The organism is Streptomyces sp. CA-294286 (genome assembly GCF_050947155.1).
Taxonomy (GTDB): Bacteria; Actinomycetota; Actinomycetes; order Streptomycetales; family Streptomycetaceae; genus Streptomyces.
The window spans coordinates 5175716-5201122 of record NZ_CP192005.1; the positions used below are offsets into that span (position 1 = coordinate 5175716).

Consider the following 25407-nt stretch of genomic DNA (forward strand, 5'->3'; position numbering starts at 1 on the left):
GAACGGCGCCTCGTGGGAAGGGCCCCCCTTGGGCGGGGAAGCCGGGAGCGGGAGGATGAGGGGGACCACCAGCAACGCAGTGGGAGGAAGCAGCGTGAGCGAGTCGAACACGACGCGGAAGGTGACCGGCGAGGACGAGGTCGTCGACCTCTGCCGGGACCTCATCCGCATCGACACCAGCAACTACGGCGACCACTCCGGGCCGGGGGAGCGCAAGGCCGCCGAGTACGTCGCCGAGAAGCTCGCCGAGGTCGGTCTCGAACCGAAGATCTTCGAGTCGCATCCGGGACGGGCCTCCACCGTGGCCCGGATCGAGGGCGAGGACCCGTCGCGGCCGGCACTCCTCATCCACGGCCACACCGACGTCGTCCCGGCCAACGCGCAGGACTGGACGCACCACCCGTTCTCCGGCGAGATCGTCGAGGACTGCGTGTGGGGGCGCGGCGCTGTCGACATGAAGGACATGGACGCGATGACCCTCGCGGTCGTCCGCGACCGGATGCGCTCCGGCCGCAAGCCGCCGCGCGACATCGTGCTGGCCTTCCTCGCCGACGAGGAGGCGGGCGGCACCTACGGCGCCCGCCATCTCGTCGACAACCACCCGGACCTCTTCGAGGGCGTCACGGAGGCCATCGGCGAGGTCGGCGGCTTCTCGTTCACGGTGAACGAGAACCTGCGGCTGTACCTGGTGGAGACCGCGCAGAAGGGCATGAACTGGATGCGGCTCACGGTGGACGGCACCGCGGGCCACGGTTCGATGACCAACAAGGACAACGCCATCACCGAACTGTGCGAGGCGGTGGGGCGGCTCGGCCGCTACGAGTGGCCGGTGCGCGTCACCAAGACCGTACGGTCCTTCCTCGACGAGCTCTCCGACGCGCTCGGCACCGAACTCGACCCGGAGGACATGGACGAGACCCTGGCCAAGCTCGGCGGCATCGCCAAGATGGTCGGCGCCACCCTCCGCAACTCGGCGGCGCCCACCATGCTCGACGCCGGGTACAAGGTGAACGTCATCCCCGGCCAGGCGAGCGCCCACGTCGACGGACGGTTCCTGCCCGGGTACGAGGAGGAGTTCCACGCCGACCTGGCCCGCATCCTCGGCCCCCGGGTGAAGATCGACGAAAGCCGCTCGCACCGCGACAAGGCGCTGGAGACCGACTTCGACGGCCACCTCGTGGACGCCATGCAGACCGCACTGCGCGCCCATGACCCGATCGCCCGCGCCATCCCGTACATGCTCTCCGGCGGCACCGACGCCAAGCACTTCGACGACCTGGGCATCCGCTGCTTCGGCTTCGCGCCGCTCAGGCTGCCGCCGGAGCTGGACTTCGCCGGCATGTTCCACGGCGTGGACGAGCGGGTGCCGGTCGACGGGCTGACGTTCGGAACGCGGGTGCTGGACCGTTTCCTCGACGACTGCTGAGGGCTCGTCGACGCCCCTGTGTCCCGTGCGGCGGCCCCGGCCACGCGCACGCTCCGCAATTCGCCCAAACGTTCCTCTTGAGTGAAACGAGTGAATGAGGCTGTCGGGTCGTAGCCCCGCGCGCCTCCCTTCGTTACAGGTGATGCGGTCCGCGGCTGGGATCGCACCTTTCAACTAGGAGGAACAACAATGATCAAGAAGATCGTCGCTGCTGCGGCTGCCACGGGTGGCCTCGTTCTCGCGGGTGCGGGCATGGCCGTCGCCGACTCCGGCGCCCAGGGTGCCGCGCTGAACTCCCCCGGTGTCCTCTCGGGCAACGTCGTTCAGGTTCCGGTTCACATTCCGGTGAACCTGTGCGGCAACACGGTCTCCGTGATCGGTCTGCTGAACCCGGCCTTCGGCAACACCTGCGTCAACAGCTGACGTCGTGCATGACCCCGTGAGGGGCTGAACTACCCGGGCGGCCCCGGAGTGCGCGCCATGCACTCCGGGGCCGTTCCGGGTTTCTCGCCCGCGGACACGCACGTACGCGGGCACTCGGAAGGCAGAGACAGGGGAACGAATGCGTCAGGTCACCAAAAAAGGGCTCATCAGCTTCGCGGCCGCCGGTGGCGTGCTCGCTCTGGGCGGCGGTCACGCTCACGCCGACTCAGGTGCCGACGGGACCGCCTCGAACTCGCCGGGCGTGCTGTCCGGCAACTCGCTCCAGGTCCCGGTACACGTCCCGGTCAACGCGTGCGGAAACACCGCCAGCGTCGTCGGGGTCCTCAACCCGGCAATGGGCAACGCGTGCGCCAACAAGTCGGAGCCGGCCAAGCACGGGCATCCCGGACAGCCCCACAGGCCCGGACCGGCGGAGCCCGGCACACACAGCGAGCAGGGCTCGTCCGCGCACGGCAACACCACCGACTCGCCCGGCGTCGGCTCCGGCAACAACATCAAGGTGCCGGTCCACGTACCGGTGAACGCGTGCGGCAACAGCGTCGACGTCATCGGGCTGCTCAACCCGACGTTCGGCAACGACTGCACCAACCAGTCCGGCCCCGCCACCCCGGACGAGCCGCAGACCCCGGACGAGCCGAAGAACCCGGGCAACCCCGACATCCCGCACACCCCGGGTGACCCGGTCTCCCCGGGACAGCCGCGCGACCGGGCGATCCCGAGCGACCCGAGCGCCCCCCACACGCCGAACGCCCCGGAGGCGCAGACCGTCGCCCAGGCCGAGAGCACCGAGGCGCTGGCACAGACCGGCGCCTCGGACTCCCTGGGCATCGCGGTTCCCGCAGGAGCGGGCCTGCTTCTCGCGGGCGCGATCCTCTACCGCCGGGCACGCTCGGCGGCGTGACGCGGCAGGAACACCGATCGGCGTTACGGAGCGGGCCCCCGGGTTGCGGGACCCGCTCCGTTGCGGAAGCCGCTCACCAGGTGGCGCGCACCTGGCGGATGATCCGCCTGCGCAACCGCACCCGGCGGCTCCCGTCGCGGTGCAGACTCAGTCGGTCCAGCTCCCAGTGCCCGTACTCGGCATGGTCGGTCAGCAGACGCGTCGCTTCCTTGCGGGAAACCCCGCGCGGGACGTACACGTCGACAAATTCGTATTCCGGCATCGCATCTATTGTGCGGGCAGAGGTCGTCTACGGATAGCGTCTGTCCCATGTCTGATGCCGCTCAGCCCACCGCTGCCGAGGTACGCGCCGCCGCCGAGGCGGTAAAAGCCGCGCTGGACCGCCACCTTGAGGCGGTCGAGCGCCGATCCGGAGACGACGACCCCGCCGTCTACGACGCATTCAACGAACTCGCCTCGGCCGCGGAAGAATACGACGAGCTGCTCTACGAGCGCTACGACGAAGTCACCCCGTTCGAGATTCCCAGCCCCGAGGACGCGCTGCCCGCCCACGAGGGGCCCGTCGACGCCCTCAGCGTGCTGATCCGTCGCGACTACGCCGTGGCCCAGCCGCAGCGCCTGCTCGCCCAGGCGCAGCGCATCGCCGACCTCGACCCGGACGTCGCCCCGAACGGACTGCCCGCCGCCGCGGGTGTCGTCGGCGGCAGCGTGCAGGCGGCGCTGGGTGTCCTCTTCGGCGAGTACGAACCCGACGAGATCGCTTCCCGGCACAAGGAGTTCGGCCTGGAGGAGGGTGACTCCACGCTGTGGGTCGCGGCCGTGGAGGAACTGCCGGAACCGGGGGAGTGGCTCAGCTCCCCGTTCGAGGGCGCGGACCCGCAGGCCGTCGTCTGCCGCTTCGACGTGAGTTCGGTCTTCGACGACGACGAGATGGACGACCTCGAAGAGGTCTGAGCAGCCACGAAGGGGGCGGGGGTGCGGGGCTCGACGGCCCCGCACCCCCGCCCCCGTTCCTTCGCCTTCGTTACGCGGGTGCCTCGACCGGCACCGGGCGCAGCAGCTCCGCCAGCCGGGTCGTGCGCCGCTTGGCCGGAATCTCGGCCACCGCCTTGGGCAGTGCCTGGTCCACACCGTGCACCACCGACAGGTGCCGCTGGGCCCGGCCGAACGCCGTGTACACCCAGGGGCGGTCCAGAGCCGCCGCGGCGTCGCCCGGCAGCACCACGACCACCGCGGGCCAACGCATCCCGGCCGCCTGGTGCGCGGTCAGCGCCCACGCGTGCCGCACAGCCGTCTCGACCTGCTCCTTCGGTACGAGGACGGGCGTGCCCGCACAGTCCAGCCGCAGCCCCTGGGCGTCGGCGCCCAGCACCGTGCCCGTCACCGTCCGGCCCGGGAGGGGTACGTACGCGATCCGGTCCCCCGCGTCGAACCCGCCGAAGCGGCCGGGGCCGGGGTTGAGACGCTGCTTGAGCGCCGCGTTCAGCGCCCGGGTGCCGGCCGAGCCGCCGTGGCCCGGGGTGATCACCTGGGTGTCCTCGGACGGCACACCGACGGCACGCGGCACCGAGTCCGCGACGAGCTGCACCGTGCGGTGCACGGCCTCGCCCGCGTCGCGCACCGGCACGATCACCACTTCTCTGCCGGGAGCATCGACCTGGTTCAGTTCGCCGATGCCGATTCCCGAGACCAGCTCGCCGATCGGCCCGGGGTCCGGCGTGCGCGAGGCGACCTGAGGGCAGGCGCGGGCACTCAGGACGTCCACGAAGACCTGCCCCGCGCCCGCCGAGGCCAGCACGCCCGGGTCGCCGCTCAGTACCAGCCGGGCACCGTCCGGCAGCGCCTCGACGAGCACCGCGCCGGTTTCCACGTCGAGCTGCGGCGCGTCGAGCACGACCAGCAGGTCGAGGGCGAGAGCGCCGTCCGCGTCCCGGCCCGGCCCCTCGGCCCCCGACAGGAGACCGGCGAGGGTGACGACGGCACCACCGGACGCGTCGGGGTCGCCGACGGCACCGAGCGCCTCGGCGACACGGGCGCGGCCGTCGGCGCTGTGAGTGGCCGCGTACGCGCGCAGGCCCAGGCGGTGCGCCGTGGCCAGCAGGGCGACGGGTTCGGCGCGGGCGGCCTCGCCGCCGGTGTGGGCGACCAGCCCGTGGCCCGCCACCGCACGCACCAGTTCACCTGCGGAGCCCGCCGGCGCCGGCCACTCGTCGGCGTCCGGCACCGGCGAGCCGACCAGCCGGGCGAGGCCCTCGGCCAGGCTCTCCTCGGCCATCGCGTACCGGTCCAGCCCGAGGAGGGCGGGCGCGGCCTCCGGCTGGTCGGCGTCGGGAGCGCCGCCGTGCACGGCCTCCTCGTCCTCGCCCTCGTCCGGGTACGCCTCCTTGGACCCGGCGCCGTCCTGCAGGGACAGGGCCACGCCTTCCGCCACGGCGTGGTCCACGGCCCCGGCCGGGTCCGGCACCGCGAGTCCGGCGAGCGCCGCGCACACCTGCTCCGTCGCGACGGCCGTGTGCCCCTGAAGGGCGGCCCGCTCCAGCAGCCAGCCGACGAGCGCGGCGGTCCTTCGCCCGTCGCCCGGACCGCACTCGGCGCCCAGCAGCGCACGGGCGAACCCGTCGGCCTGCTCGGGGCGTACACCCGGTACGGCCAGCAACTGCCAGGGATCCGCGCGCAGCAGTCGTCCCGCCTGCTCGCCGAGCGCCTTCGCGACGTTGGCGGCGAGCGTCTCGGGCGCCCCTCCGGCGATCAGCACGCCCCGTGCGTCCTCCACGGTCTCCGCCGCCACGGGCGCTGCCGGCGGGGCCGTGGGCGGTGCGTTCGTCCCCTGGGCCGGTACGGGAGCGGGTGCGGCCGTCGGCGCGGTGACAGCGGGGGTGGAGGCCGTGACGAACGTCGCGGCAGGCTTGGCTCCGCTCTCCACCGCCTTCACGGCGGCCAGGAGGTCGGCGGCCCGTCCGCTCAGCTTGGTGCCGGCGGTGATGGCGGCCTTCTCGGCCTTCCGCTTCTCGATCTTCGCCCGGAACTCGCGCTGTGCGGCCAGCTCGGCCTCCGCCTCGGAGAGTGCGGGGACGGCGGGGGCGTCGGCCGCGGTGGCGGAGGCGTCGCCGTCCGCGGTGGCCGGCCCGGCGGCGTCCGCGGTGGCCGGCCCGGAGTCAGGCGCTTCCGCATCGGGCGCGTCCGCGGGCGCGTCCGCCGGTGGCGCTTCCGGTCCGGGCGGTTCCGCGGGATCGGCCTCGGCCTTCGCCTCGGACGCCTTCGCGCCGGTCGGCGGAACCGGGGCGGCTGTGTCGTCGTCCGGTGTCCCGGCCGCGGGGGCGGTCTCGGGGTCGGCCTCCGGGACGGGGGTCTCCCCCCGGGGGTGCGCGGTCACAGCGTGCTCCAGTCCTGATCGGGATAGCGGTGCACGGGCGCGGACACGTCGTCCAGCGCTCGGCGGATCTCGTAGGGAAGACTAAGCGCCTCCACTGACAATGCCGCCGCCAGTTGCTGCGCGTGGCGCGCGCCCACGATCGGGGCGACCACCCCGGGCCGGTCCCGTACCCACGCCAGCGCCACCTGGAGCGCCGTCGCCGCCAGACCGTCGGCGGCCGTCGCCACCGCGTCCACGATGCGGCCCGCCGCGTCGTCCAGGTAGGGGGCGACGAAGGGGGAGAGGTGGTCGGAGGCGCCCCGCGAGTCGGACGGGGTGCCGTGCCGGTACTTGCCGGTCAGCACGCCCCGGCCGAGCGGCGAGGAGGGGAGGAGGCCGACGCCCAGGTCGAGCGCGGCGGGCAGGACTTCGCGCTCCACGCCGCGCTGGAGAAGGGAGTACTCCATCTGCGTACTGGCCAGCCGGGTCCGTACGCCCGGTGCCGCCAGCTGCCAGGTCGCGGCCTTCGCGAGCTGCCAGCCGCAGAAGTTGGAGACTCCGGCATAGCGGACCCGGCCGCTGGCCACGGCGATGTCGAGGGCCTGGAGGGTCTCCTCCAGCGGGGTGCCGGGGTCGAAGGCGTGCACCTGCCACACGTCGACGTAGTCCGTGCCCAGGCGTTCCAGTGAGGCGTCCAGCGCGGAGAGGAGGTGTCCGCGCGAGCCGTCGAAGCGGCGGTCCGGATCGGGCACGCTGCCCGCCTTGGTGGCGATGATCAAATCCCGGCGCGGGACGAGCCGTTCGACGAGCTGCCCGAGCACGTACTCCGCGTCGCCGTCCCCGTACACGTCGGCCGTGTCGACGAGTGTGCCCCCGGCCTCCCAGAAGACCTTCAACAGGTCGGCGGCGTCGTGCTCACGGGTGTCCCGGCCCCAGGTCAGGGTGCCCAGCCCGATTCTCGAAACGCGCAGGCCCGTGCGGCCGAGATGCCTCTGCTCCATGGCGGCGAGGTTACTGGGCCACCCGCATGTCCGAAGGGGGCCTGTGGACAACCCGTGGCTGACGGATCGCCGTACCCGCGCTAGAGTCCGCCGGACCAGGACGTTACTGGTTGGTACGACAGTGAGAGCGCACGGCAGAAGCGACGGCAAGAGGGAGCGACGTATGCAGCTCGGGATCAACCTCGGCTACTGGGGAGCGGGCATGGACGGCGACAATCTCGCCGTCGCCAAGGAAGCGGACCGGCTCGGCTACGCGGTCTGCTGGGCCGCCGAGGCGTACGGCTCGGACGCCCCCACCGTGCTCTCCTGGGTCGCCGCCCAGACCGAGCGCATCGACGTCGGGTCCGCGATCATGCAGATCCCGGCCCGCCAGCCAGCGATGACGGCGATGACGGCCGCCACCCTCGACTCGCTGTCCGGCGGCCGCTTCCGGCTCGGCCTGGGCGTCTCGGGGCCGCAGGTCTCCGAGGGCTGGTACGGAGTCAAGTTCGACAAGCCGCTCGCCAGGACCCGCGAGTACGTCGAGATCGTCCGCAAGGCCATGTCGCGGGAACGGCTGACGTACGAGGGGCAGCACTGGACGCTGCCGCTGCCGGACGGTCCGGGCAAGCCCATCAAGCTGACCGTGCACCCCGAGCGCGAGACCATCCCCCTCTACATCGCCGCGATCGGCCCCAAGAACCTGGAGCAGACCGGCGAGATCGCCGACGGCGCGCTGCTGATCTTCCCCTCCGCCGAGCACCTGGAGGAGACCGCCCTCGCCCCGCTGCGCGCGGGTCGCGCGAAGGCCGGCAAGACCATGGAGGGCTTCGACGTCTGCCCGACGCTGCCGCTCGCCGTCGGTGACGACGTGACGGCGCTGGCAGACATGTTCCGCCCGTACACCGCGCTGTACGTCGGCGGCATGGGCAGCCGCAAGCAGAACTTCTACAACAGCCTCGCCCAGCGCATGGGCTACGAGAAGGCCGCCGCCGAGATCCAGGACAAGTACCTGTCCGGCGACAAGGAGGGCGCCGCCGCGGCCGTACCCCACGAGCTGATCGACCGGACGACCCTGCTCGGCCCCGTCGAGCGGATCGCCGAGCGGATGCAGGCGTACGCCGCCGTCGGGGTCACCACGCTGACGCTGGCTCCCGCCGGGTTCACGCTCGACGAGCGGATCGCCGCCCTGCGGGCCGGCACCGAGGCGTTGGAGCGCGCCGGACTCGCCTGAAGCCCGACGCGACAAGACGCGGAGGGAGAAAGGGAGTTGAAGTCCGCGGCCGTGGTGGGGGCTCGGGGGTCTTCCCCGCCACGGCCGTCACGCAGAACAACGCGCGAGACGGCCCCGGGTTACGCCTCCGTCCCTCCGAGCGGACGGCACGCCTCTCCGGAGGGCGACACGGCGCCCCGGGGCGGGCCGTTCAGAGCCAGCCGCGCCGTTTGAAGAGGCGGTACAGGCCCACCTCGCACACCGCCATGAACACCAGCACCGCGTAGTACGCCCACGACCACTCCAGCTCCGGCATGTGCGCGAAGTTCATGCCGTAGATGCCCGCGACCATCGTCGGCACGGCGGCCATCGCCGCCCACGCGGAGATCTTCCGCATGTCGTCGTTCTGCCGTACGCCCATCTGCGCCAGGTGGGCGGACAGGATGTCGGAGAGCAGCCGGTCCAGGCCGTCCACGTGCTCGTTGGCGCGGGTCAGGTGGTCGCTGACGTCCCGGAAGAACGGCTGCGCGTGGTCGTGCACGAACGGCAGGCCGGGGCTGGACAACCGCTGCATCGGCTGCGCCAGCGGGCCGGTCGCCCGGCGGAACTCCAGCACCTGCCGCTTGAAGGTGTAGATCCGTGCCGCGGTGCCCTTCGCGTCACCGCCCTGCGGGGCGAACACCTCCGCCTCCAGCTCCTCCAGGTCGGTCTGCAGTTCCGCCGCGACCTCCATGTAGTGGTCGACCACCGCGTCGCTCACCGCGTAGAGGACCGAGGTCGGCCCGTGCGAGAGCAGTTGCGGATCGGACTCCAGCCGCTTGCGCACGGCGGCCAGCGGCGCGCCCTCGCCGTGCCGCACGGTCACCACGAAGGAATCCCCGACGAAGACCATCAGTTCGTCCGTCGACACGGTGTCGCTCCGCGGCTCGTACACGACCGGCTTGAGGACGGCGAACAGCGAGTTGTCGTACACCTCCAGCTTGGGCCGCTGGTGCGCGGACAGGGAGTCCTCCACCGCCAGCGGATGCAGCCCGAACTCGCTCGTGACGAGTGCGAACTCCTCCTCCGTCGGCTCGTGCAGGCCGATCCAGAGGAACCGGTCCTGCGCGGACCGCGCCTGCCCCAGCGCCTCGGAGAAGTCGGACGGGCCCTCGGTGCGGCAGCCCTCTCGGTAAATGGCGCAGTCGACGATCACGGCGTGCATTCTCCCCGGGCGAGGGCCCCTGCGCACGCCGGTGCGCCCGGCCGCCTACGCTGAGGCACATGGCCACGCTGATCCTCGTACGGCACGGACGCTCCACCGCCAACACCGCAGGTCTGCTCGCGGGCCGTACCCCCGGTGTCGCTCTGGACGAACGCGGCGCCGAACAGGCCGCCGCGCTTCCCGGACGGCTCGCGGGACTGCCCCTGGCAGCGGTGGTGAGCAGCCCCCTCCAGCGCTGCCGCGAGACCGTACGACCGCTCCTGGACGCCCGCCCGGACCTGCCGCTGCACACCGAGGAGCGGATCAACGAGTGCGACTACGGCGAGTGGTCGGGGCGCAAGCTCGGCGAACTCACCGACCATCCCCTCATGGACGTCGTGCAACGGCACGCGTCCGCCGCGGCCTTCCCCGGCGGCGAATCCATGCGCGCCATGCAGGCCCGCGCGGTGGACGCCGTGCACGACTGGAACGCGACGATCGACGCCGGACACGGTGCCGACGCGCTCTACGTCATGTGTTCCCACGGCGACATCATCAAGTCCCTCGTCGCCGACGCCCTCGGCATGCATCTCGACCTCTTCCAGCGCATTCACGTCGACCCGTGTTCCCTGACCGTGATCCGCTACACCAGGCTCCGGCCCTTTCTCGTGCGTCTCGGCGACACCGGCGACCTGTCCGGCCTCGCCCCCCGGCCGGTCGACGACGGCGCGGCCGACGCGAGCGGCAGCACGGGCAGCGACGGCGACGCGGCGGTCGGGGGCGGCGCGGGGGCGCCGTGATCGCCGTGCACAGTAGGGTGGTCGCGCCGTAAACCATTTGTTGTCCCCGCCCCTTTTCTGCCCCCGAATCGATGGAGATCAGGACGTGTCCCGTCAGGTGTTCCTCTACGACCCGCCGGAGCGTTTCGTGGCCGGTACGGTCGGGCTGCCTGGCCGCCGTACCTTCTTCCTCCAGGCGTCGGCGGCCGGCCGGGTGACCAGCGTTTCCCTGGAGAAGGCCCAGGTCGAGGCGCTCGCCGAACGCATCGACGAACTCCTCGACGAGGTCGTGCGCCGCACCGGGGGCAACGCCCCCGTACCCGCGGTCGCCCCCGCCGACGTGCACGACACCGCCCCGCTGGACGCCCCCGTCGAGGAGGAGTTCCGGGTCGGCACCATGGCGCTCGCCTGGGACGGCGAGGACCAGCGCATGGTCGTCGAGGCGCAGGCGCTGGTGGAACTCGACGTCGACACCGACGAGGACCTCGCCGAGGCCGAGGAGCGGATGCTCCAGGACGACGAGAACGGCCCGCCCATGCTGCGCGTACGGCTCAGCGGCGCCCAGGCCAGGGCCTTCGCCAAGCGCGCCCTGGACGTCGTCAACGCCGGCCGCCCGCCGTGCCCGCTGTGCAGCCTGCCGCTCGACCCGGAGGGACACGTATGCCCGCGCCAGAACGGATACCGGCGGGGCCTGTGACCCCGGCGGCCCCCGATGCCCTGACCCTCCTCACCAAGGGCGAGCTCACGGTGCTCGGGCAGATCCGCGAGGCATCCAACGCGGTGCTCCACTGCGAGATCTCCTACGAGGGCGACAGCGCGACCTGCGTCTACAAGCCCGTCGCGGGGGAGCAGCCGCTGTGGGACTTCCCCGACGGCAACCTTGCCCGGCGCGAGGTCGCCGCGTACGAGGTCTCCGAGGCGACGGGGTGGGGCCTGATCCCGCCGACGGTGCTGCGTGAGGGACCGTACGGCGAGGGCATGTGCCAGCTGTGGATCGAGGGCGCGCAGGACACGGGCGAGGACGGGGCCCTCCTGGCCCTCGTGGAGGAGCCGGCGGAGGGCGAAGGACCGGGCGACGGATGGAAACCAGTGGTGCTGGCGGAGGTCGCCGAGGGCCGCACCGCACTTCTCGTGCACGCCGACGACATACGCCTGCGACGCCTCGCCGTGCTCGACGCGGTGATCAACAACGGTGACCGCAAGGGAGGCCACCTGCTGCCCGCCGGGGACGGCCGCCTCTACGGCATCGACCACGGCGTCACCTTCCACGTCGACGACAAGCTGCGCACGCTGCTGTGGGGCTGGGCCGGCGAGCCACTGCCGGACGAGGCCCTGTCCGTACTGGAGAAGCTCGCCGCCGCGCTCGCCCCGGGGGCGTCGCTCGCCACCCGACTGGCCGAACTCGTCACGACGGCGGAGCTGGAGGCACTGCGGGAGCGGGTGACGGCGCTGCGGACCACGGGAGCGCACCCGCGCCCGAGCGGACAGTGGCCCGCCATTCCCTGGCCGCCCGTCTGAACTGCGCACCCTGTCCTGTTGTCCTGTGAACCGCGCACCCTGTCCGGTTGTCCTGACACATGGTCCGGGTCCTTGTCCGGACATGCAGCCCCGACACGGTGTCTGCACACGCGCGGCGCGCAAGACGGCGTAATCGGCCAAGATCCCGATCCGGGTCGTAACCGGAACATGCGTCCGGTTAGGCTCGACGTATGCATGCCTGGCCCGCTTCCGAGGTCCCCGCTCTGCCCGGCAAGGGCCGCGACCTCCAGATCCACGACACCGCGACCGACGGGTTGATCACCCTCGCCCCCGGTCCCGTCGCCCGCATCTACGTGTGCGGCATCACGCCGTACGACGCGACCCATATGGGGCACGCGGCGACCTACAACGCGTTCGACCTCGTACAGCGCGTGTGGCTCGACACCAAGCGGCAGGTCCACTACGTCCAGAACGTCACGGACGTCGACGACCCCCTGCTGGAGCGGGCGATCCGCGACGGCGTCGACTGGACCGGCCTCGCCGAACGCGAGACCGCCCTCTTCCGCGAGGACATGACCGCCCTGCGCATGCTGCCTCCGCAGCAGTACGTCGGCGCGGTCGAGGCGATACCCGGCATCGTGCCGCTCGTCGAGCGACTGCGGGACGCGGGCGCCGCCTACGAACTCGAAGGCGACGTCTACTTCTCCGTCGAGGCCGACCCGCACTTCGGCGAGGTCTCCCGCCTCGACGCCGAGGCGATGCGGATCCTCTCCGCCGAGCGCGGCGGCGACCCCGAGCGCCCCGGCAAGAAGAACCCGCTCGACCCGATGCTGTGGATGGCGGCCCGCGACGGCGAACCCAGCTGGGACGGCGCCTCGCTCGGCGCAGGCCGCCCCGGCTGGCACATCGAGTGCGTGGCCATCGCCCTGGAACACCTCGGGATGGGCTTCGACGTGCAGGGCGGCGGCTCCGACCTCGCCTTCCCGCACCACGAGATGGGCGCCTCGCACGCCCAGGCGCTGACCGGCGAACACCCTTTCGCCAAGGCGTACGTGCACGCCGGCATGGTCGGCCTGGACGGCGAGAAGATGTCCAAGTCCAAGGGCAACCTGGTCTTCGTCTCCGCGCTGCGCCGCGACGGCGTCGACCCGGCGGCGATCCGCCTCGCCCTGCTCTCGCACCACTACCGCGCCGACTGGGAGTGGACCGACCAGGTGCTGGCCGACGCGGTGGCCCGGCTGGGCCGGTGGCGCGCGGCCGTCTCCCGCCCGGACGGACCGTCGGCGGACGCCGTGGTCGACGAGGTCCGCGAGGCCCTCGCCCACGACCTCGACGCCCCCGCGGCACTGGCCGCCGTCGACCGCTGGGCGCAGCTGCAGGCCGCCGAGGGCGGTACCGAGGAGGGCGCACCGGGCGTGATCTCGCGGGCCGTGGACGCGCTCCTCGGAGTCGCGCTCTAGCCGCGGGCGACAGTCGCGGCGCACGACCGGCGGCGCCGGGCGGGGGATCGACCACCGCCCGGCGCCGCCGGCCCGTGCGGAACCGGGCCCGGGACGCGGCCCCCGCGCCGTCCCGGCCGGCAGGCCACCGTTCCCCGGCCGCACACGGGAGAGGGGCGGCGCCGACCGGCACCGCCCCTCGCTGCCCGCACGTTCCGTACCGCGCGCAGTCGGCCTACTCCCCGCCGCCCCCGGAATCCCCGGAGCCCGCACCCGACCCGGAGGACGAACCGTCGCCGCCCGGATCGTCGCCGCCCTCGGGGCCCTCGTCCGTGCCCGTGCGGGGCTTCTTCGGCGGCCGGGTCCTTCCGCTCGCCGCGTCCCGGAGGTACGAACCGCCCTCCCCGCCGTCCGTCGCGTGACCGGTGCCGCCGCCCGGCACGTTGCCGCCCGGACCCGCGCCCGGGTCACGCCGTCGCAGATACCGCTCGAACTCGCGCGCGATGGCCTCGCCCGACGCCTCCGGGAGGTCCGCGGTGTCCCGCGCCTCCTCCAGCGACTGCACGTACTCCGCCACCTCGCTGTCCTCGGCGGCCAGCTGGTCGACGCCCACCTGCCAGGCCCGGGCGTCCTCGGCCAGCTCGCCCAGCGGAATGCGCAGTCCCAGCAGGTCCTCCAGCCGGTTCAGCAGGGCCAGCGTCGCCTTCGGGTTCGGCGGCTGCGACACGTAGTGCGGCACCGCCGCCCACAGGCTCACCGCGGGCACGCCCGCGTGGGTGCACGCCTCCTGGAGAATGCCGACGATTCCCGTGGGCCCCTCGTAGCGCGTCTCCTCCAGGTCCATCGTGCGCGCCAGGTCCGGGTCCGAGGTGACCCCGCTGACCGGTACGGGACGGGTGTGCGGGGTGTCGCCGAGCAGGGCGCCCAGCACCACCACCATCTCCACGCCCAGTTCGTGCGCGAAACCCAGGATCTCGTTGCAGAACGAGCGCCACCGCATGGAGGGCTCGATTCCGCGCACCAGCACGAGGTCGCGCGGCTTCTCGCCGCCGGTGCGGATCACCGAGAGCCGCGTCGTCGGCCAGGTGACCTTCCGTACCCCGTTCTCCAGGAAGACCGTGGGCCGGTTCACCTGGAAGTCGTAGTAGTCCTCGGCGTCGAGCGCCGCGAACACCTCGCCCTTCCACTCCCGGTCCAGATGCGCGACTGCGGCCGAAGCGGCGTCACCTGCGTCGTTCCAGCCCTCGAACGCGGCCACCATGACCGGGTCGACCAGCTCGGGAACCCCGTCGAGCTCGATCACCCAGCGCCTCCTTCATCCGGAACATCCCTGTGCGGGCGATACAGCAGAACCCCCACCTTACGCATGCCGAAAGCGTGCCCTCCGGGCGCTGAATCAATCGACATCGACCACGGCGGAGAGACCCGATCTTCCGCCCCGCGACCTGGGCCGTGCCCCGCCTACGGCATGGACCGAAGCCACCGCTCCACGCTCGCGATGTGCACCGTCGCCCAGGACCGGGCGGCCTCCGCGTCCCGGTCGCGCAGCGCGCCGAGGATCGCCCGGTGCTCGTGCAGGGTGCGGCCGAGCGCGTCGTCCTGCGCCAGGCCCCGCCAGATCCGTGCCCGGGTGGTCGGCCCGGAGAGACCGTCGAGCAGCGAGCACAACACGGAATTCCCCGAGGCCCGCACGATGCGCCGGTGGAACTCCAGGTCGGCCGCGACCAGCTCCTCCACCGACGGCTCGGGGACCAGCGCCGCCAGCTGTGCCTCCAGGGCGTCCAGTTCGTCCTCGCCGATCCGTCCGCACGCCATCGCCGTGGCCGCCGGCTCCAGAATCCTGCGTACCGCCAGGAACTCCAGGACCGTGTCGTCGCGGTGGAAGTCCACCACGAAGCTCATCGCCTCCAGCAGCAGCTGGGGATCGAGGCTGGTGACGTAGGTGCCGTCGCCCTGGCGCACGTCCAGGATCCGGATCAGCGACAGCGCCCGTACCGCCTCGCGCAGGGAGTTGCGGGACAGGCCCAGCTCGGCGGCCAGCTCGCTCTCCTTGGGCAGCCGGTCGCCCGGCCGCAGCGCACCCGAGACGATCATGGCCTTGATGCGTGCGATGGCCTCGTCGGTGACGGCCATGGGCTGCCCTCCTGCTCCCGCCCGGCGCCGCCGCCAGACATCCGACCTATGGTCGCACGGTGCTCAGCAGGGGCACCGCACACGGCGGCGGGCGGACCCCGAGGGGCCCGCCCGCCGCCGTGAAGCGGTGATGCCTGCTCAGACCTCGCGGCTCAGTACCCGCTCGACCTGCGCCCGCACGTCGTCCGTGGCAAGGCCCCGGATCGTCAGCGTGGTGCGGCGGCGCAGCACGTCGTCCGCGGTCTCCGCCCACTCGTGGTCGCGTGCGTAGACGACCTGCGCCCAGATCTCCGGGGCGTCGGGGTGGATGCGCTCGGCCAGGGCCGGGTCCTCGTTCGCCAGGCGGGCGATCTCGAAGGACAGCGACCCGTAGTGCGTGGCCAGGTGGCGGGCGGTCTCCGGGGACATCCGGGGGCCGGGCGTACCGCCGTCGACCAGCAGCCGGTGGGCGACCGCGTTCGGGTTGGAGATGCCCGGCAGCGGCAGCTTCTTCGGCAGGTGGGAGATGGGCTCCATGTCCTCGCCCAGCGGGTGGCCGGGCAGGGCGGCGAGCTTGTTCATCACCGTGCGGCCGATGTGGCGGAACGTCGTCCACTTGCCGCCGGCCACCGACAGCATGCCGCCGCGGCCCTCGGTGACGACCGTCTCCCGCTTGGCCTTCGAGGTGTCGCCGGGGCCACCGGGCAGCACCCGCAGGCCCGCGAAGGAGTACGTGATCAGGTCCCGCGACAGCTGCTGGTCGCGGATCGAGAACGCGGCCTCGTCGAGAATCTGCGTGACGTCCTTCTCGTTGACCGAGACGTCGGCCGGGTCGCCCTCGTACTCCTCGTCGGTGGTGCCCAGCAGGAGCTGGTCCTCCCACGGCAGGGCGAAGGTGATCCGGTACTTGTCGATCGGGGTGGCCAGCGCGGCGTTCCACGGCGACGTCCGCTTGAGGACCAGGTGCGCGCCCTTGGACAGGCGTATGGAGGGCGCCGCGTTGGGGTCCTCCAGCTTGCGCAGGTGGTCCACCCACGGGCCGGTCGCGTTCAGCACCAGCCGGGCGTCGACGCCGAACTCGGCGCCGTCCATGCGGTCCTTGAGCTCCGCGCCCGTCACCCGGCCGTGCGTGAAGCGCAGCCCGGTGACCTCGGCGTGGTTGAGGACCGTGGCGCCGGCCTCGGCCGCCGCGCGGACCGTCATCAGCGCCATGCGCGAGTCGTTCATCTGGTCGTCGCCGTAGACCGCGACGGCCTTCAGGTTGTCCGTGCGCAGCTCCGGCACGTCACGCGCCGCCCGCGACGGCGAGATGACGTGGCCGACGCCGTCGCCGAACGCGGACAGCGCGGAGTAGGCGAAGACGCCCGCGCCGAGCTTGGCCGCGCCGTGCGGGCCGCCCTTGTAGACGGGCAGGTAGAAGGTCAGCGGGTTGGACAGGTGCGGGGCGACGTCCCGCGAGACCGCCCGCCGCTCGAAGTGGTTCTCCGCGACGAGCTTGACCGCACCCGTCTGGAGGTAGCGGAGCCCGCCGTGGAGCAGCTTCGAGGAGGCGGAGGAGGTGGCGCCGGCGAAGTCGCCGGCGTCCACCAGGGCCACCCGCAGTCCGGACTGCGCGGCGTGCCAGGCGGTGGAGATGCCCAGAATGCCGCCACCGATCACCAGGAGGTCGTACGTCGCCTTGGAAAGCCGCTCCCGGGTCTCGGCGCGGCTCGCGGTCGAACCGTCGGCCGGGCGCGTCCCGGGGGCCGGGACGCTCTGCAGGGTGGTCATGTCGGTTACTCCTCGCCTGTGTTTTCGTCGAGCCAGCCCATGGAGCGTTCAACGGCCTTGAGCCAGTTCTTGTACTCGCGGTCCCGCATGTCCGCGTCCATGCGGGGGGTCCACTCGGCGGCCCTGCGCCAGTTGGCGCGCAGCTCGTCGGTGCTGGACCAGAAGCCGACCGCGAGGCCGGCTGCGTAGGCAGCGCCGAGACAGGTCGTCTCGGCGACCATCGGACGGACGACGGGGGCGTCCAGGAAGTCCGACAGGGTCTGCATCAGCAAGTTGTTGGAGGTCATGCCGCCGTCGACCTTCAGCGCGGTCAGCTCGACCCCGGAGTCCTTGGTCATGGCGTCGGTGATCTCACGGGTCTGCCAGGCCGTCGCCTCCAGCACGGCGCGGGCGATGTGCGCCCGGGTGACGTACCGGGTGAGGCCGGCGATCACCCCGCGCGCGTCGGAACGCCAGTACGGGGCGAACAGACCGGAGAAGGCGGGCACGAAGTACGCGCCGCCGTTGTCGTCGACGCTGGAGGCCAGGGTCTCGATCTCGGCAGCGGTCTTGATCATGCCCATCTGGTCGCGCATCCACTGCACCAGCGAACCGGTGACCGCGATCGACCCCTCCAGCGCGTACACCGGCTTCTGGTCGCCGATCTGGTACCCGACGGTCGTCAGCAGGCCGTTGTACGAGTTGACGGGCTCCTCGCCGGTGTTCATCAGCATGAAGGTGCCCGTGCCGTACGTCGACTTCGCCTCACCCTCGGAGAAGCAGGTCTGGCCGAACAGGGCCGCCTGCTGGTCGCCCAGCGCGGACGCCACCGGCACGCCCTTCAGGACGCCGGAGGCGGCCTTCCCGTACACCTCGGCGGAGGACTTGATCTCCGGGAGGACGGCGGCGGGGATGCCCATGGAGGAGAGGATCTTCTCGTCCCAGGCCATCGTGTGCAGGTTCATCAGCAGGGTGCGCGAGGCGTTGGTGACGTCGGTGACGTGCACGCCGCCGTTCACGCCGCCCGTGAGGTTCCAGATGACCCAGGAGTCCATGGTGCCGAAGAGGATGTCGCCGCTCTCGGCGCGCTCGCGCAGGCCCTCGACGTTGTCGAGCAGCCAGCGGATCTTCGGGCCGGCGAAGTAGGAGGCGAGCGGCAGACCGGTCTCGCGGCGGAAACGGTCCTGGCCGACGTTGCGGCCGAGCTCCCTGCACAGCGCGTCGGTACGGGTGTCCTGCCACACGATGGCGTGGTGGACCGGCTCACCGGTGGTCCGGTCCCACATCATCGTGGTCTCGCGCTGATTGGTGATGCCGATCGCCTTGACGTCGGCGGCGGAGATGCCCGCCTTGACGACCGCCCCGGCCACGACCTCCTGGACGTTCTCCCAGATCTCGGTCGCGTCGTGCTCCACCCAGCCCGGCTTCGGGAAGATCTGCTCGTGCTCCTTCTGGTCGACGGAGACGATCCGGCCGTCCTTGTCGAAGACGATGCAGCGGCTGGAGGTGGTGCCCTGGTCGATGGCCGCGATGAACGGGCCGGTGGTGTGTGCGTCGGTCACGGTGTGCTCCTCGAAGTCTTGTGTCGTACGGCTCTGGCGCGTGCGGGCTCTCAGGCGAAGGCGAGCTGGTATATGCCGCCCGCCAGCGCGCCGCCGATCAGCGGCCCGACGACGGGAATCCAGGCGTAGCCCCAGTCGGAACCGCCCTTGTTGGGCAGCGGGAGCAGAGCGTGCACGATGCGCGGACCGAGGTCACGGACCGGGTTGATGGCGTAGCCGGTCGGTCCGCCGAGGGACAGGCCGATGCCGACCACGACCAGGGCGGTGATCAGCGCGCCCATGACACCGGGGCCCTTGGGGTCGGTGGGCAGGACGCCGCCGATGGTCGACTGCGTCAGGATGGCCAGAACCAGGACGGCGGTCGCGATGATCTCGGTGACCAGGTTCTGCGCGACGTTGCGGATCTCGGGGCCGGTGGAGAAGACGCCCAGCACCGGACCGGCCTGCGGTGCGGTCTTCTGGTCGACCATGCCCTCCTCGGCGGGCTGGGCCGCGAGGATCTCCGGGTCCGTCAGGTGTGCGCGGAACTGACCGGCGTACGAGGCCCAGACCAGCAGCGCACCGATCATCGCGCCGAGGAGCTGGCCCGCGAAGTACACCGGGACGTCGCCCCAGTCGGTACCGCCCTTGACGGCGAGACCGACGGTGACGGCCGGGTTCAGGTGGGCGCCGGAGAGCCCGCCGGAGATGTAGGCGGCGGTCAGCACGGCGAAACCCCACCCGAAGGTGATGGCGAGCCAGCCGGCGTTGAGCGCCTTCGAGCGCTTGAGCGTCACGGCGGCGCACACGCCGCCGCCGAGCAGGATGAGTACGGCGGTACCTATGGTCTCGCCGGTGAAGATGTCGAGGCTGGACACCCGCGACTCCTTTGTCCTTCGTCCAGGTTCAGAACCCTCGATGAGGGCCCAGTCGGTTCCTGGCCTGTCACATCCTAACTCCTATTGCCGTCAGGTGTTCGACAATGCCGACCGATGAACGGCAGTTTTCCTCCCGGTTACCGGCACGTCAAGGGTTCTGTGAGCTGCGTTTCACAGCGCCGTGCGGTCTTCCATGGTCATCCCCGCGCCCGCACGGCGCAGCTCAGAAGCGCCCGGCGCCCAGATCCCGCGACACGGCGCGCGCGCAGTCCCGTACCGCCGCGACCAGCTCCGGCTTCAACTCCCCGTCGGGGCAGATCCGTTCGACCGCACCGGCGACGCCCACCGCGCCCACCGGCATCCGCCGCCGGTCGTGAACGGGTGCGGCGATCGAGGCCAGCCCCTCCCAGGTCTCCTCCACGTCCGCCGCCCAGCCGCGCGCCCGGGTGAGGTCGAGCACCCCCTCGAAGTCCGCCTCCGAGGTCAGCGTGCGCGCGGTGAACGCCTCCCGCTCGCCCTCCACCGCCTCCGTGTGCGCCACCGGGTCGTACGCGGAGAGCACCTTGCCCAGGGCCGTGCTGTGCAGCGGCTGCATCGCCCCCACCTCCAGGACCTGGCGGCTGTCGTCCGGGCGGAAGACGTGGTGGACGATCAGGACGCCCTGCTGGTGCAGCACGCCCAGGTAGACGCTCTCGCCGCTGGAGCGGGCCAGGTCGTCCGTCCACACCAGTGCGCGGGCCCGCAGCTCGTGCACGTCCAGGAAGCTGTTGCCCAGGCGCAGCAGCTCGGCGCCCAGCTGGTAGCGGCCCGAGGCCGGGTCCTGCTCCACGAAGCCCTCGTGCTGGAGGGTGCGCAGGATGCCGTGTGCGGTGCCCTTGGCCAGCCCGAGGGCGGTCGCCACGTCGGAGAGGCCGAGCCGCCGCTCACCACCCGCGAGCAGCCGCAGCATGGCGGCCGCCCGCTCCAGCGACTGGATGTTGCGAGCCATCGCTCGATCGCCTCCACGGGGCAGTTCGGTTCGTTTCTTCTGGTCGGCGCCGTCGGCCGGTGGCCGGCCGCCTCGGGGCAGCCCCTCCAGGCCGAAGCAGCACCCGACGTTCGGCAATGCTGAACACTATCGGCCCTGGCCGACCCCTGTCATGACGGCCACTGGCCCACCGGCACCTTTCGGCCCGTCCATCGACCGGGACACTTGCGCGCCTGGAGGGTCCTCCCCGTTACCCTGACCGCGTGCGCCCGCCACCGGGCGGGCGCAAAGCCGACAGCCGTCGCAACCCTGGGAGCACATCCATGGCCTCGTTGCCGAACTCCACGCCCGACGCCCGGACACGAGTCGAAGCCCTCCGCGAGGCGCTCGCCACCCGCGTAGTGGTCGCCGACGGCGCGATGGGCACGATGCTGCAGGCGCAGGACCCCACCCTGGAGGACTTCCAGAACCTCGAAGGCTGCAACGAGGTCCTGAACGTCACCCGCCCGGACATCGTCCGCAACGTGCACAAGGAGTACTTCGCGGTCGGTGTCGACTGCGTGGAGACCAACACGTTCGGCGCGAACCACTCCGCGGCCAACGAGTACGACATCGCCGACCGCATCGTGGAGCTCTCCGAGTCCGGCGCCCGTATCGCCCGTGAGGTCGCCGACGAGTTCACCGCCGCCGACGGCCGCCCGCGCTGGGTGCTCGGCTCGATCGGCCCCGGCACCAAGCTGCCCTCCCTCGGGCACATCGAGTACGAGGTCCTGCGCGACGGCTACCAGCAGAACGCCGAGGGCCTCCTGGCGGGCGGCTCGGACGCCCTCATCGTGGAGACCACCCAGGACCTCCTGCAGACCAAGTCGAGCCTGATCGGCGCGCGCCGCGCGATGGACGCCCTCGGCGTCAGCGTCCCGCTGATCTGCTCCCTCGCCTTCGAGACCACCGGAGTGATGCTGCTCGGCTCGGAGATCGGCGCGGCCCTCACCGCCCTGGAGCCCCTGGGCATCGACCTGATCGGTCTGAACTGCTCCACCGGCCCCGCCGAGATGAGCGAGCACCTGCGCTACCTGGCCCGCCACTCGCGGACCCCGCTGATGTGCATGCCCAACGCCGGCCTGCCCGTCCTGACCAAGGACGGTGCGCACTTCCCGCTCGGCCCCGAGGGCCTCGCCGACGCCCAGCAGGCGTTCGTGCAGGACTACGGCCTCTCCCTGATCGGCGGCTGCTGCGGCACCACCCCCGAGCACCTGCGCCAGGTCGTCGACCGCGCCCGCGGTCTGACGCCCACGGCCCGCGAGCCGCGCCCCGAGCCGGGCGCCGCGTCCCTCTACCAGACCATCCCGTTCCGCCAGGACACCGCCTACCTGGCCATCGGCGAGCGGACCAACGCCAACGGCTCGAAGAAGTTCCGCGAGGCCATGCTGGACGGCCGCTGGGACGACTGCGTGGAGATGGCCCGCGACCAGATCCGCGAGGGCGCCCACATGCTCGACCTGTGCGTCGACTACGTGGGCCGCGACGGCGTCGCCGACATGAAGGAACTCGCCGGCCGCTTCGCGACCGCCTCCACCCTCCCCGTCGTCCTGGACTCGACCGAACTCCCCGTCCTGAAGGCGGGGTTGGAGAAGCTCGGCGGGCGCGCCGTCATCAACTCGGTCAACTACGAGGACGGCGACGGCCCCGAGTCCCGCTTCCAGCAGGTCACCGCCCTCGCGGTCGAGCACGGCGCCGCCCTCATCGCGCTGACCATCGACGAGGAGGGCCAGGCCCGCACCGTCGAGCACAAGGTCGCCATCGCCGAGCGCCTCATCGCCGACCTGACCGGCAACTGGGGGGTGAACGAGTCCGACATCCTCATCGACGTCCTCACCTTCACCATCTGCACCGGCCAGGAGGAGTCCCGCAAGGACGGCATCGCCACCATCGGGGCGATCCGCGAACTCAAGAAGCGCCACCCCGACGTCCAGACCACCCTGGGCCTGTCCAACATCTCCTTCGGCCTCAACCCGGCCGCCCGCGTCATCCTCAACTCCGTCTTCCTCGACGAGTGCGTCAAGGCCGGACTCGACTCCGCCATCGTGCACGCCTCCAAGATCCTGCCGATCGCCCGGCTGGAGGAGGAACAGGTCGAGGTCGCCCTCGACCTCATCCACGACCGCCGCGCCGAGGGCTACGACCCGCTGCAGAAGCTCATGGAGCTCTTCGAGGGCGTCAGCACCAAGTCGATGAAGGCCGGGCGCGCCGAGGAACTCATGGCCCTGCCCCTCGACGAGCGGCTCCAGCGCCGCATCATCGACGGCGAGAAGAACGGCCTGGAAGCCGACCTCGACGAGGCCCTCACCGGCGCCCCCGCCCTCGACATCGTCAACAACACGCTGCTCGAAGGCATGAAGGTGGTCGGCGAGCTGTTCGGCTCCGGCCAGATGCAGCTGCCGTTCGTCCTCCAGTCCGCCGAGGTCATGAAGACCGCGGTCGCCTACCTGGAGCCGCACATGGAGAAGACGGACGACGACGGCAAGGGCACCATCGTGCTGGCCACCGTCCGCGGCGACGTCCACGACATCGGCAAGAACCTCGTCGACATCATCCTCTCCAACAACGGCTACAACGTCGTCAACCTCGGCATCAAGCAGCCCGTCTCCGCGATCCTCGAAGCCGCCGAGGAACACCGGGCCGACGTCATCGGCATGTCCGGCCTGCTCGTCAAATCCACCGTGATCATGAAGGAGAACCTCCAGGAGCTCAACCAGCGCAAGATGGCCGCCGACTTCCCCGTCATCCTCGGCGGCGCCGCCCTCACCCGGGCATACGTGGAACAGGACCTCCACGAGATCTACGAGGGCGAAGTACGTTACGCCCGCGACGCGTTCGAGGGCCTGCGCCTCATGGACGCCCTCATCGGCGTCAAGCGCGGCGTCCCCGGCGCCAAGCTCCCCGAGCTCAAGCAGCGCCGCGTGCCCCGGCGCGAGAACGCCGCCGTACCGGAAGTCGACGAGCCCGAGGGTTCCGTGCGCTCCGAGACCGCCACCGACAACCCGGTGCCCACCCCGCCGTTCTGGGGCACCCGCGTCGTCAAGGGCATCCCGCTCAAGGACTACGCCTCCTGGCTCGACGAGGGCGCCCTCTTCAAGGGCCAGTGGGGCCTGAAGGAAGCCCGCAAGGGCGGACCGAGCTACGAGGAACTGGTGGAGACCGAGGGCCGCCCGCACCTGCGCGGCTGGCTCGACAAGCTGCACACCGACAACCTCCTCGAAGCGGCCGTCGTCTACGGCTACTTCCCCTGCGTCTCCAAGGGCGACGACCTGATCCTCCTGCACGAGGACGGCTCCGAGCGGACCCGCTTCACCTTCCCGCGCCAGCGCCGCGGCCGCCGCCTGTGCCTCGCGGACTTCTTCCGTCCCGAGGAGTCCGGCGAGCAGGACGTGGTCGGCCTCCAGGTCGTCACCGTCGGCTCCAGGATCGGCGAGGAGACCGCCAAGCTCTTCGAGGCCAACGCCTACCGCGACTACCTCGAACTGCACGGCCTGTCCGTCCAGCTCGCCGAGGCCATGGCCGAGTACTGGCACGCCCGGGTCCGCTCCGAGCTCGGCTTCGCCGGCGAGGACCCGTCCGACGTCCAGGACATGTTCGACCTGAAGTACCGGGGCGCACGCTTCTCGCTCGGCTACGGCGCCTGCCCCAACCTGGAGGACCGCGCCAAGATCGCCGAACTGCTGGAGCCGGAGCGCATCGGCGTCCACCTCTCCGAGGAGTTCCAGCTCCACCCGGAGCAGTCCACCGACGCGATCGTCATCCACCACCCGGAGGCCAAGTACTTCAACGCGCGCTGACCCCCGGAAACAATCCACAGCGCACGTTCACCGGGCCCGACGTACACTGGTCGGCCCAGTGCAGGCCGGTCGTCCTTCCCCACGGGGGAGGACGACCGGCCTTCTCGTCCCCCCAGGAGGTGTGCCCGGATGACCAGTACCGTCCCCGCGCCCAGTACACGCACGGCCGAAGGCGCGACGCTCCAGGCGGTCTTCCTCGACATGGACGGCACTCTCGTCGACACCGAAGGCCTGTGGTGGGACGTCGAGAAGGAGGTCTTCGCCGACCTGGGGCACCAGCTCGACGCATCCTGGCGGGACGTGGTCGTCGGCGGCCCGATGACCCGCAGCGCCGGCTTCCTCATCGACTCCACCGGCGCCGACATCCCCCTGCCCGAGCTGACCGTACTGCTCAACGACCGTTTCGAGGCACGCATCAAGAACGGCGTGCCCCTGATGCCGGGCGCCGCGAAGCTGCTGGCCGAACTGCGGGCGCACGACGTGCCCACCGCTCTCGTCTCCGCCTCGCACCGGCGCATCATCGACCGCGTCCTTGAGTCCTTCGGCCCCGACGACTTCCGCTTCACCGTCGCCGGCGACGAGGTGGCCCGTACGAAACCCCACCCCGACCCCTACCTCCACGCGGCGGCCCGGGTCGGCGCCGACCCGGCCAGGTGCGCGGTCGTCGAGGACACCGCGACCGGTGTCGCGGCAGCGGAGTCGGCGGGCTGCCGGGTGGTCGCCGTACCGTCCGTGGCGCCCATCGCGCCCGCGCCGGGACGAACGGTCGTCGCCTCGCTGGAAGAAGTCGATCTCGCATTTCTCCGCACACTCATGACGGGAATGCACTGAACCGGACACCCAGTGTGGTTTTCCGCGGCACCGGAAACACAGGGGAACGGTTCATGCGGGCTCCGTAATTTCCGCTATTAGGAATTCACTCCTCCGTAAATGTATTCAGGGGTGAGCTTGGTCACGAGGCGGCCCGCCGACACGGGGAGAGCAGCACGGGAACCCCGGTCGGCGGGCCGTTTTGCCCACCCTTGTGTCCTGATTCGTGAATCCCTGTACGAAAAATTCCCCTCCAGTACGCGCCGCCGGGAACACGGGACAGCGGTCGGAACGCCCGCACATTCCCACTAATCTCAA

General features: G+C 71.5%; 21 protein-coding genes. 11 read left to right on the plus strand and 10 right to left on the minus strand.

Features of this window, described 5'->3' with window-relative positions:
- The first annotated feature begins 94 nt into the window (after window positions 1–94).
- The 3 genes from ACQPZG_RS27595 (at window position 95) to ACQPZG_RS27605 (ending at window position 2771) form a co-directional block, all read left to right on the plus strand.
- Complete coding sequence (locus ACQPZG_RS27595; RefSeq protein WP_433548403.1) at window positions 95–1426, plus strand: M20/M25/M40 family metallo-hydrolase; 1332 nt, start codon at window positions 95–97, stop codon at window positions 1424–1426.
- 189 nt (window positions 1427–1615) lie between these two features.
- Window positions 1616–1849, plus strand: a complete 234-nt coding sequence (gene chpH, locus ACQPZG_RS27600) for a chaplin ChpH (protein ID WP_433548404.1) — start codon at window positions 1616–1618, stop codon at window positions 1847–1849.
- 139 nt (window positions 1850–1988) lie between these two features.
- Window positions 1989–2771: a chaplin family protein gene (locus tag ACQPZG_RS27605; protein WP_433548405.1), complete on the plus strand. Its 783-nt coding sequence runs from the start codon at window positions 1989–1991 to the stop codon at window positions 2769–2771.
- A 73-nt stretch (window positions 2772–2844) separates the two neighbouring features.
- Here the strand turns inward: ACQPZG_RS27605 and ACQPZG_RS27610 are convergent, their stop codons facing one another.
- Window positions 2845–3033, minus strand: coding sequence for a DUF5703 family protein (locus ACQPZG_RS27610; protein ID WP_005319466.1), 189 nt, complete (start codon window positions 3031–3033; stop codon window positions 2845–2847).
- A gap of 47 nt (window positions 3034–3080) precedes the next feature.
- Between ACQPZG_RS27610 and ACQPZG_RS27615 the strand changes: the two genes are divergently transcribed.
- Window positions 3081–3725 carry a hypothetical protein gene (locus ACQPZG_RS27615; RefSeq protein ID WP_433548406.1) on the plus strand — a complete coding sequence of 215 codons (645 nt, stop codon included), beginning with the start codon at window positions 3081–3083 and terminating at the stop codon, window positions 3723–3725.
- Window positions 3726–3795: 70 nt separating this feature from the next.
- Here ACQPZG_RS27615 and ACQPZG_RS27620 read toward each other — a convergent pair whose 3' ends face one another.
- Both ACQPZG_RS27620 and ACQPZG_RS27625 read right to left on the minus strand, forming a co-directional pair.
- Complete coding sequence (locus ACQPZG_RS27620; RefSeq protein ID WP_433548407.1) at window positions 3796–6144, minus strand: helix-hairpin-helix domain-containing protein; 2349 nt, start codon at window positions 6142–6144, stop codon at window positions 3796–3798.
- Window positions 6141–7124, minus strand: a complete 984-nt coding sequence (locus tag ACQPZG_RS27625) for an aldo/keto reductase (RefSeq protein WP_433548408.1) — start codon at window positions 7122–7124, stop codon at window positions 6141–6143. Before ACQPZG_RS27625 ends, ACQPZG_RS27620 begins: the two co-directional genes overlap by 4 nt.
- A gap of 163 nt (window positions 7125–7287) precedes the next feature.
- Between ACQPZG_RS27625 and ACQPZG_RS27630 the strand changes: the two genes are divergently transcribed.
- On the plus strand, window positions 7288–8337 hold the full coding sequence (locus tag ACQPZG_RS27630; RefSeq protein WP_433548409.1) for an LLM class F420-dependent oxidoreductase: 1050 nt from the start codon (window positions 7288–7290) through the stop codon (window positions 8335–8337).
- Between the two features lie 190 nt (window positions 8338–8527).
- On the opposite strand, the gene corA is transcribed toward ACQPZG_RS27630, so the two are convergent.
- Complete coding sequence (gene corA / locus ACQPZG_RS27635) at window positions 8528–9520, minus strand: magnesium/cobalt transporter CorA (protein WP_433548410.1); 993 nt, start codon at window positions 9518–9520, stop codon at window positions 8528–8530.
- A 59-nt stretch (window positions 9521–9579) separates the two neighbouring features.
- Here corA and ACQPZG_RS27640 point away from each other — a divergent pair, with 59 nt between their 5' ends.
- The 4 genes from ACQPZG_RS27640 (at window position 9580) to mshC (ending at window position 13217) form a co-directional block, all read left to right on the plus strand.
- Window positions 9580–10299, plus strand: a complete 720-nt coding sequence (locus ACQPZG_RS27640; RefSeq protein ID WP_433548411.1) for a histidine phosphatase family protein — start codon at window positions 9580–9582, stop codon at window positions 10297–10299.
- 85 nt (window positions 10300–10384) lie between these two features.
- The gene (locus ACQPZG_RS27645; protein ID WP_433548412.1) at window positions 10385–10975 is read left to right on the plus strand and encodes a DUF3090 domain-containing protein; all 591 of its coding nucleotides are present in this window, start codon (window positions 10385–10387) and stop codon (window positions 10973–10975) included.
- Window positions 10939–11796: an SCO1664 family protein gene (locus tag ACQPZG_RS27650; RefSeq protein WP_433548413.1), complete on the plus strand. Its 858-nt coding sequence runs from the start codon at window positions 10939–10941 to the stop codon at window positions 11794–11796. The genes ACQPZG_RS27645 and ACQPZG_RS27650 overlap by 37 nt, the downstream gene beginning before the upstream one ends.
- A gap of 191 nt (window positions 11797–11987) precedes the next feature.
- A complete protein-coding gene (gene mshC, locus ACQPZG_RS27655; protein ID WP_433548414.1) occupies window positions 11988–13217 on the plus strand; it encodes a cysteine--1-D-myo-inosityl 2-amino-2-deoxy-alpha-D-glucopyranoside ligase in 1230 nt (409 codons plus the stop codon).
- Window positions 13218–13431: 214 nt separating this feature from the next.
- Here mshC and ACQPZG_RS27660 read toward each other — a convergent pair whose 3' ends face one another.
- From ACQPZG_RS27660 to ACQPZG_RS27685, 6 genes are all read right to left on the minus strand, one after another.
- A complete protein-coding gene (locus ACQPZG_RS27660; protein ID WP_433548415.1) occupies window positions 13432–14499 on the minus strand; it encodes a PAC2 family protein in 1068 nt (355 codons plus the stop codon).
- A gap of 158 nt (window positions 14500–14657) precedes the next feature.
- On the minus strand, window positions 14658–15329 hold the full coding sequence (locus tag ACQPZG_RS27665) for a FadR/GntR family transcriptional regulator (protein ID WP_433548416.1): 672 nt from the start codon (window positions 15327–15329) through the stop codon (window positions 14658–14660).
- A gap of 138 nt (window positions 15330–15467) precedes the next feature.
- Complete coding sequence (locus tag ACQPZG_RS27670) at window positions 15468–17078, minus strand: FAD-dependent oxidoreductase (RefSeq protein ID WP_433548417.1); 1611 nt, start codon at window positions 17076–17078, stop codon at window positions 15468–15470.
- A 5-nt stretch (window positions 17079–17083) separates the two neighbouring features.
- Entirely contained in the window at window positions 17084–18619 is a 1536-nt protein-coding gene (gene glpK / locus ACQPZG_RS27675; protein WP_433548418.1) for a glycerol kinase GlpK, read from the minus strand.
- A gap of 50 nt (window positions 18620–18669) precedes the next feature.
- Window positions 18670–19476: an MIP/aquaporin family protein gene (locus tag ACQPZG_RS27680; protein WP_433548419.1), complete on the minus strand. Its 807-nt coding sequence runs from the start codon at window positions 19474–19476 to the stop codon at window positions 18670–18672.
- 223 nt (window positions 19477–19699) lie between these two features.
- A complete protein-coding gene (locus tag ACQPZG_RS27685) occupies window positions 19700–20464 on the minus strand; it encodes an IclR family transcriptional regulator (RefSeq protein ID WP_433548420.1) in 765 nt (254 codons plus the stop codon).
- 302 nt (window positions 20465–20766) lie between these two features.
- Here ACQPZG_RS27685 and metH point away from each other — a divergent pair, with 302 nt between their 5' ends.
- Together metH and ACQPZG_RS27695 are read left to right on the plus strand one after the other, a co-directional pair.
- Window positions 20767–24279 carry a methionine synthase gene (gene metH, locus ACQPZG_RS27690; protein WP_433548421.1) on the plus strand — a complete coding sequence of 1171 codons (3513 nt, stop codon included), beginning with the start codon at window positions 20767–20769 and terminating at the stop codon, window positions 24277–24279.
- Between the two features lie 129 nt (window positions 24280–24408).
- On the plus strand, window positions 24409–25110 hold the full coding sequence (locus ACQPZG_RS27695) for an HAD family hydrolase (RefSeq protein WP_433548422.1): 702 nt from the start codon (window positions 24409–24411) through the stop codon (window positions 25108–25110).
- The last annotated feature ends 297 nt before the right edge of the window (window positions 25111–25407 follow it).